General features: G+C 31.2%; 1 pseudogene. It reads right to left on the bottom strand.

Annotated elements, in window-relative coordinates:
- A pseudogene (locus tag JG676_RS07705) lies at positions 1-773 on the bottom strand (autotransporter outer membrane beta-barrel domain-containing protein); the annotation flags it as partial.

Raw genomic sequence — 773 nt, 5'->3', positions numbered from 1 at the left:
TAGAGCTACTACTACCTATAACACCTTCATTAACTATACCAGCAGTTCCACCTGTAACTGATCCTGAAATAGTGATTTGAGTATCAATCTCTTTTCCACCTCCTATATAAATACCAGAATTACCACCACTTATACTAGCGCCTTCTTTAACTTCAATACCATCAGCTTCTATAGCTTTAGAAGTTTCATTGTCTATATTAATACCATTATTTCCAGCTTTAATGCTACTACCATTTTCTAGGATAATTCTTCCTAGTTTCATAGTACCACCGCTTCCACCAGCACTACCATGATCATAAAAGCTTATACCATTTAAATCAGCTTCTATAGTGCCTTTATTAATTATAGTATTAATATAATTTCCAGCTTCTGCTAAGATACCATGAGATTTTGATTTAATAAGACCTTCATTAGTTAAATTATCAATAGTGGAAGGGCTTCCATTTAATGTCATAAGATTAATAGCCGCTGCAAGTGTGCTATCACTAGTTGATTCTATAGTTCCTTTATTAATGAAATTACCTAGAGTACCTTTAATCAAATCAACACCTATAATACCAGAAATTAAACCCTCATTAGTAAAAGTTTTTACTAAACCTTGTAAATATATACCAGTTGAAATATTTACCCATATGGAAGGTTTTATAGTTCCTGTGCTTTTTATAGTTCCAGTGTTTGTGAAATTATCTATTGTTGTTCCACTAGCTATATTTACTCCAAAAGTACTATTAGTGTTTATAATTCCACTATTGTTAAAAGTTTTAATTTCTGTA

Origin of the sequence: Campylobacter sp. 2018MI34, assembly GCF_016598975.1 — a bacterium.
Classification (GTDB): Bacteria; Campylobacterota; Campylobacteria; order Campylobacterales; family Campylobacteraceae; genus Campylobacter_D.
Note: the sequence above shows the minus strand (reverse complement) of the source record. Positions and strands in the feature narration are given on the sequence as shown.